At 35.4% G+C, this 6,892-nt stretch carries 6 protein-coding genes and 1 riboswitch; of the genes, 5 read left to right on the top strand and 1 reads right to left on the bottom strand.

The window, feature by feature from the left end:
• A riboswitch (cyclic di-GMP riboswitch) is annotated at nucleotides 1–65 on the top strand.
• A 152-nt stretch (nucleotides 66–217) separates the two neighbouring features.
• The 5 genes from AC1Q8M_RS15255 (at nucleotide 218) to AC1Q8M_RS15275 (ending at nucleotide 5,843) form a co-directional block, all read left to right on the top strand.
• Nucleotides 218–2,803, top strand: a complete 2,586-nt coding sequence (locus AC1Q8M_RS15255; RefSeq protein ID WP_098361127.1) for a WxL domain-containing protein — start codon at nucleotides 218–220, stop codon at nucleotides 2,801–2,803.
• Between the two features lie 39 nt (nucleotides 2,804–2,842).
• The gene (locus AC1Q8M_RS15260; RefSeq protein WP_000724871.1) at nucleotides 2,843–3,160 is read left to right on the top strand and encodes an EF2685/EF0750 family sortase-dependent surface protein; all 318 of its coding nucleotides are present in this window, start codon (nucleotides 2,843–2,845) and stop codon (nucleotides 3,158–3,160) included.
• A gap of 36 nt (nucleotides 3,161–3,196) precedes the next feature.
• Complete coding sequence (locus AC1Q8M_RS15265; protein ID WP_071713469.1) at nucleotides 3,197–3,925, top strand: WxL domain-containing protein; 729 nt, start codon at nucleotides 3,197–3,199, stop codon at nucleotides 3,923–3,925.
• A gap of 66 nt (nucleotides 3,926–3,991) precedes the next feature.
• Complete coding sequence (locus AC1Q8M_RS15270) at nucleotides 3,992–4,717, top strand: WxL domain-containing protein (RefSeq protein ID WP_098361128.1); 726 nt, start codon at nucleotides 3,992–3,994, stop codon at nucleotides 4,715–4,717.
• 109 nt (nucleotides 4,718–4,826) lie between these two features.
• Nucleotides 4,827–5,843, top strand: coding sequence for a WxLIP family cell surface protein (locus tag AC1Q8M_RS15275; RefSeq protein ID WP_072941209.1), 1,017 nt, complete (start codon nucleotides 4,827–4,829; stop codon nucleotides 5,841–5,843).
• A gap of 139 nt (nucleotides 5,844–5,982) precedes the next feature.
• On the opposite strand, the gene AC1Q8M_RS15280 is transcribed toward AC1Q8M_RS15275, so the two are convergent.
• The coding region (locus tag AC1Q8M_RS15280; RefSeq protein WP_492334161.1) for a collagen-like protein at nucleotides 5,983–6,892 on the bottom strand (910 nt) is incomplete at its 5' end.

A 6,892-nucleotide genomic window follows, 5' to 3' on the forward strand; every position in this document is an offset into this window, starting at 1 on the left:
AAGGATAGGTCGCAAAGCTAAGAGTCTAAGGTAATGAAAATTACTATGATAGTCTGGTTGCAGTTTGGATTTTCACACATGTTGTGATGTATGAAAATCGAAAAGGCAACCAGGCTTTTTATTTTCTAGGAATACACATTATGATTGTAAATTTAGTTGAATAATAAATTCAATGTTCGAAATATTCAGTTCATAAGAAGTGAGGGAGGGAAGTACATTGCAAAATCAAATAGGTAAATTTGGGCGTATACTTCTCGCTGGAGGAATATTATTTACGCAAGTTGGTGTGCTAGATTACTCTGCAACGAAAGTTTATGCGGTTACAAACGACGAGCAAGGACGTTTTATCGTTCATATGGATAAACAAGAAATAAAAGTTGATGAAAATGTAGTATTAAAGATTACAAATACAAATAAACAAGATGCTAATATCGAGCTGAAATTATCTAATGAACAGCTGTTCAATGAAGCAGAAACGAAAAAAATGAACGAAAACAATAAAGCGATTCAAAACATTTCAGTAACAGAAGATCACATTGTAAAAATTGAAAAGAATGAACAAAGTAATTTTATCGGTGACGTATATGTAGTCATTCAAATGAAAAAAGCTGGAGAGTACAAATTTGAACCGATAGTGAAGTTTGAAGGGAATGAAAAGAAAATTGAATCTCCTTCTCTACATGTTGTAGAGAAAAAAGAGGCTTTAAATGTAGCCATTTCTGATGAAAATCCAAAGGCTTCAGAGGAAGTTATGAAAAAAGAAATAAGTGAAAAAGTGAAAGTATCGGAAGAAAATAAAAAACAAGAAATAAATTCTACTAATGCTGAAGTTCCAAAAGAAACGAAGACTTTAGCGAAAGAAAAGGTTAATGAAGAACTCGTACCAAAGGAAAATGAATTAAAAGAGAGCAATAGGATAAACGAAAATAATCAGGAATTACCTGCTATTCAAGCTGAGAAGGTATTAAAGAGCCAATCTCTACTAGCTGCTAGTCCTGTTACAAGTATTCTTAAATATCCAAATGTAAAGGTAATAAATAATAGAACAGGTGAAGGGCCTTCTATCTCGGGTAAATATGCTTTTAGATTTGTTTGGAGCCCACAAGTAACATATGAGGTAAAGGGTAGTAGCAATGACAGAACTGGTCAAAGTCAATATACATTTAGAAATTCAAATAGAGAACAGTACGTATTAGTAAAAAAAGCTGGTGAATATCAAGGGAAATGGATTGATGTCCGTATTAATATTCACTCTATGACAGCTTCATCTGTAGATGTTAAAACACCAATAACTAAAGGTGATGCAAAAAACTTTTTACAATTATATGGGAACGGAAGGTCAGGACAAACTTATAATGCTTCCTTTGAATTTTATGAACACGGAACAAGTAAAAAAGTACCATTAACGGCAATGTGGAATTTCAAAAGGATAAATAGTTATAAAAATGTAACGTTACGTAATGATGGTAGTCATTTAACGAATTTATACGTGTATGATACGAGTTCAATTAGGTATCAAGACAAAGGGAATAATAAAATCGAGTTTTCTGGAACAGCAGGTCCAGTAGCTACTCCAGAAGCAGATATGACAATTACATTTGATAATTTAACAGAATTACCGCTAGAAGTTAGATTAAATGCTTCAGGTGTTAATGTATCATACGACCAATTAGCGATTGCACAAATTGAAATTCCAGCTCCAAGTGTAATAGGAGATATTGTGGAAGATAATTCCCGTCAACTTTCTTATAAGGTATATCAAAATATGCCTGCTCAATCGAAAGAGATTCACTATGCGAAATCTTTTGTATTAGAAAGTGAAGTGAATAAGGATTTTACTGTGAATGATGTTTCCATTCAAGATGTGGAGAGTGGAGATGATGTAAGTAGCTTCTTTGATATTAGCAGGACAAACAATAAAGTCACTGCGGTTGCGAAAGTAAATGCGTTAAAAACAGAAGAATTCAACGGGAAAATTTATGAAATGACAATTACAGGTTCTCCTGTAAAAGGTGCTAATGTAATGAAATATTACAAAGATGGTTATCTTGAAATACCGGTGTCAGCTAAAAATTATTTAGATGGCGATAAGAATGGACAAGATAGTAATCGAGATGGAATCGCAAAAATAAGGTATAAAGGTATTCCAACTGGGAAACCAGTCCCACAAAAAGTAGTGCAAGGAACAGATTTAACAAAAATGGATATTTCTAAATTTGTGACAGATTTATCTGTAGATACGAATTTGGATGTAGATAAACCAATATCAGTAGTGAAGTTAATCAATATTCCAGATACCAAAGCAATAGGGAATCATACTGTAACGGTTGTAATTGAAACGAAGCAAGGTGTACAAGCGGAGATTCAAGTGCCGGTTACTGTCGTTGATGGGACTTTAAAGTTAGTAGACGTACCAAAAGAAATTACATTTGGAGATTTAACAATTCCATCGAAAACAACGACATACGCACCGAAGACGATTTCAAATCCTTTAAAGGTAACCGATGATCGTGTTAAAAAGCAAAAATGGAGTGTATATGTAAAGGAAATCACACCATTAACTTCAGCGCAAAATGACACATTGACAGGAGCATTGATTTACAAACGAAATGGAAAGGATACACCTTTAAGTACCTCTAGTATAGAAGCATTCTCGTATATTTCTAAAAACGACGAGGAGGTTTCACTAAATTGGAAGGAAAACGAAGGAATTCATTTACAAGTAAAACCAGGGCCGAATGTCAAAGCAAATACTAAATATGCTGGACAGCTAGAATGGACATTAACCGATGCTCCTCTCTAAAAATATATGAAATATATAAATTTTAGAAAGGAGAGAGTAATGAAAAAAATAGTTGGTATTATCGTTTCCACAGTTATATGTGTGCCGTTTCTTATGGCAAATGTAGTAACGGCTACAAGTACGAATTCAAAAGCGGGTATTACATTTTCGAATAGCTATACACCAAATACATCAACTGATCCGACAAAGATAAATACAAAAAAAGAGACAGTTGATAAAAATAAAAATGGAGATAAATATTTACCGAAAACAGGAGGCCAGACACGGGACTTCAAACAATATATAGGATTGTTTTCGATTGTTTTATCTCTATATGTATTCAAAAGAATTAGGGGAAAGCAAGTGTATTCAAAATAAAAAATAGATGAAAACAGAGAAAAGGGGAAGGTACATATGAAACTAGCAAAATTAGCATTAATCGGTGCAGTATCATTAACATCAGTTGCAGCAGTAGGAACTTCAGCATTTGCGGAAGAGAAAGCAAATATGAAATCAAAAACCGATGTAACGTTTATTGAAGATACAAGCACAACAGATCCAAACAATCCAGAAAATCCAAATGAAAAAGTTACACCAGAGAACCCTGGTGACCATGAAAAAGGAACAAAAGGTCCATTAAGTATTAACTACGTTTCTAACTTACACTTCGGCGAGCAAGTTATCTCTGGTAATGATCAAACATACTTTGCAAAATTGGATAAAGTGAAACAAGGGAGCAAAACAGTTGAAGTACCTAACTTCGTATCTGTAACAGATAACCGTGGTACAAATGCAGGATGGAAATTGAAAGTAAAGCAAAATGCACAATTTAAAAGTGGTAATAGTGAGTTAACAAATGCAGCTTTAAGCTTAAGTAACCCAGCTGTAAATTCTGTAACTGATGCACAATATGCACCTACAACATTTAAAAATAAAGTAACGCTAGCTCCAGGTGGAGATGCGGTGGAAATTACTACTGCCGCAAAGAATAAAGGTATGGGTGATTGGACGACTGCATTCGGTAAAGGAACAGAACAAGGTAAACAGAGTGTGAGCTTATTCGTACCAGGTACGACAGCGAAAGAAAAAGGTGCGAAATATTCAGCTGAGTTAACTTGGACTTTAGAAGATACACCAAACTAAGCTTATACAAGATTTAAAATTAAGAATGACTGAATTTTAAAAATGATCATAAAGGGGTATAAAACTATGAAACTAGCAAAAGTAGCATTAATTGGAGCGGTAACATTATCATCAGTATCAGTAGGAACGTCTGCATTTGCAGCTGAGAAAGATGGCGGGAAATTAGACTCAAAAGCATTCATTAAATTCGAGAAAAATACAGATAAAATTGATGTTGTTAATCCAGAGAATCCAGATGAAACTGTAGATCCAGTTGATCCAGATAAAAAAGGTACAGATGGTCCACTAAGTATTGATTATGTATCTAACTTCAACTTTAAAACACAAAAAGCATCAGGGAATAACGAAATCTACTTTGCAGAATTAGATAAAGTAAAGAAAAAAGTAGACGGTTCTGTAATTGACGTGCCGAACTACGTTCAAGTAACAGATAATCGTGGTACAAATGCTGGATGGCATTTAACAGTAAAACAAAATGGTCAATTCAAAACTGCAGATGATAAAGCGTTGGATGGTGCGGCATTAACATTAAAAAATTCAGCTTTGAAATCAAATGCAGGTAGCGACGCACCAACAGCAGAACAATCTATCACATTAAATCCAAGTGGTGCAGCATCTGATTTAATCGATGCAAAAGAAAACCAAGGTATAGGTACATGGGTAAATACGTTTGGTAAAGATGCAACAGAAGCGAAACAAAGCGTAGAGTTATCTGTACCAGGTAAAACGAAAAAAGAACAAACACAATACACAACTTCACTAACTTGGGAACTAACAGACGCTCCTATGTAAGTAAGAGGAATTTTAAGATAAAAGAGGAAAATGAGAAGAGATAAGGGAATGGCTTTAACCTTGTCTCTTTCTTGTCTATAAAATGGATATGAAGGGGATTACATAAGAGATGGTAAAAAAACTATTTACTAGCTTACTATTAATTACATTCTTCATGGTAAACGCTTTTTCAGTATATGCAGCTGAAATGAAATTCGCTGTGACAGCAGTTATACCAGAAAATCAAATTGATAAAAATCAAACGTATTTTGATTTGAAAATGCAACCTGGACAAAAGCAAACAATTCAAGTCCAAATGAAAAATGATACGAATAAAGAAGTTGTGGTAGAATCGTTTGCTAATACAGCAATTACGAATAGCAATGGTATTACAGATTATAGTACAGTAGAACCAAAAACGGATTCTACTTTGAAATATCCGTTTTCTAAAATTGCTAAAATGCCAAAAGAAACGAAAGTCCCAGCTAACAGCATAGTGACAGTTGATATAAACCTAGAAATGCCAAGTGAGTCGTTTGATGGTGTTATTTTAGGTGGTTTATACTTTAAAGAAAAAGAAGATGAGAATGCAAAGAAAAAAGATGAAGGTGTGCAAATTGAAAATAAGTATGCATACGCAATTGGTGTTGTTTTAAAAGAGACGGATGCTGAAGTAAAACCAGACATGAAATTAAACGAAGTAAAGCCAACACAAATTAACGGGCGTAACGTTGTTACTGCAAATTTACAAAACGTAAAGCCAGCAATGTTAAAAAATTTAAGTGTTGATGCAAAAGTATATAAAGAAAAAGGTAGAGACGTTTTATTTGAAGCAAAAAAAGAAAATTTAAGAATGGCGCCAAACTCAAACTTTGATTATGCTATTAGCTGGGAAAACAAAGCATTTGATCCAGGAACGTACCGAGTAGAAGTGAAAGCCACTGATGGCGATCAAAAATGGGAATGGACGAAGAAATTTACAATTGAAGGAAAGACAGCTGATAAGTTAAATGATACAGCGGTAGAAGCGAAAAAAGACTACACATTATATTACATTATCGGCGGAGTACTACTGTTAATTATATTATTAGTTCTTGTATTCTTCTTAGGTAGACGTTCTAAAAAAGAGGACGATAACGAAAAATAATATATTGATAGTGTAAAAAGAAATTAATGGATGTTTTACTACGAAAAATATATAATGGCTTTGTCTGTTATTTGTTGTAGTTCATTTATATTTCTATTTGTTGACCCGAATCTCGGGTCTTTTTTTATGAAATGAATTGCTATATGTTAGTAATTAGAAAAACAGAATATACAGCACTTGCAGTAATTCCAGGGGTAATATAAAGGGATATAGCATCTCCTCTTGCAACTGGGTTTCCAGTTGTAATGCTAGTCCAAGTTACATTAGCGGGACCTACTGCCGGAGTAGGATTAAATACTTGAATTTGTCCTGCTCCGCTATCCGTTGGTTTAATGGAAAATACCATAGTTCCGGTAATTTTGTCAGTAGTAGTTAAGGTAATAGTAGATAGGATGTAGCTAGAAGAAGGGGTTGTGAGATTTGTTGGGACATTTCTGCAAATATTAATCGTATAAATAGCAGCAGGTAAATTATTTATATTTATAGACGCAGAAAAGCCGACAATACTACCGGCTCCAGCAGTGACATATGGAATAACATTGGAGTCAATTCCAGGAGAACCCGCTATACGTTGAAAACCAGCATTTGTTCCTTGAAAAACAATACTTTTTGCTGAAGCACTATCGGCAGATCCCGTAGGCCCAGTGTTCCCCGTAGGTCCGGTGTTCCCTGTAGGCCCAGTAATGCCGGTAGGCCCAGTGTTCCCTGTAGGCCCAGTAATGCCGGTAGGCCCAGTGTTCCCCGTAGGGCCAGTGATGCCGGAAGGTCCGGTACTACCGGTAGGTCCACTTTCTACTAATACGATATAATCTGGAGATATATTAGGAAACCCTTGAGGTGCATCTTTTTTTACAACATAGCCGCTGCCCGTATAAGTGACAACTTGTCCTTTTTTATAGTTGGGAGCCGCTGCTAGACTGAAGGTGGTAGTACTTTGGAAACCCGCTCCGGAAGGTCCAGCATTACCAGTAGGTCCGGTGTTCCCCGTGGGTCCGGTGTTCCCCGTGGGTCCGGTGTTCCCCGTGGGTCCGGTGCTCCCCGTGGGTCCG

Source organism: Bacillus sp. GW823-FHT06A10 (assembly GCF_058795375.1).

Excerpts from the sequence above, each read along its gene's own strand:
- AC1Q8M_RS15260 (WP_000724871.1), top strand. The coding sequence starts at position 2,843 with ATGAAAAAAATAGTTGGTATTATCGTTTCCACAGTTATATGTGTGCCG.
- AC1Q8M_RS15265 (WP_071713469.1), top strand. The coding sequence starts at position 3,197 with ATGAAACTAGCAAAATTAGCATTAATCGGTGCAGTATCATTAACATCA.
- AC1Q8M_RS15270 (WP_098361128.1), top strand. The coding sequence starts at position 3,992 with ATGAAACTAGCAAAAGTAGCATTAATTGGAGCGGTAACATTATCATCA.
- AC1Q8M_RS15275 (WP_072941209.1), top strand. The coding sequence starts at position 4,827 with ATGGTAAAAAAACTATTTACTAGCTTACTATTAATTACATTCTTCATG.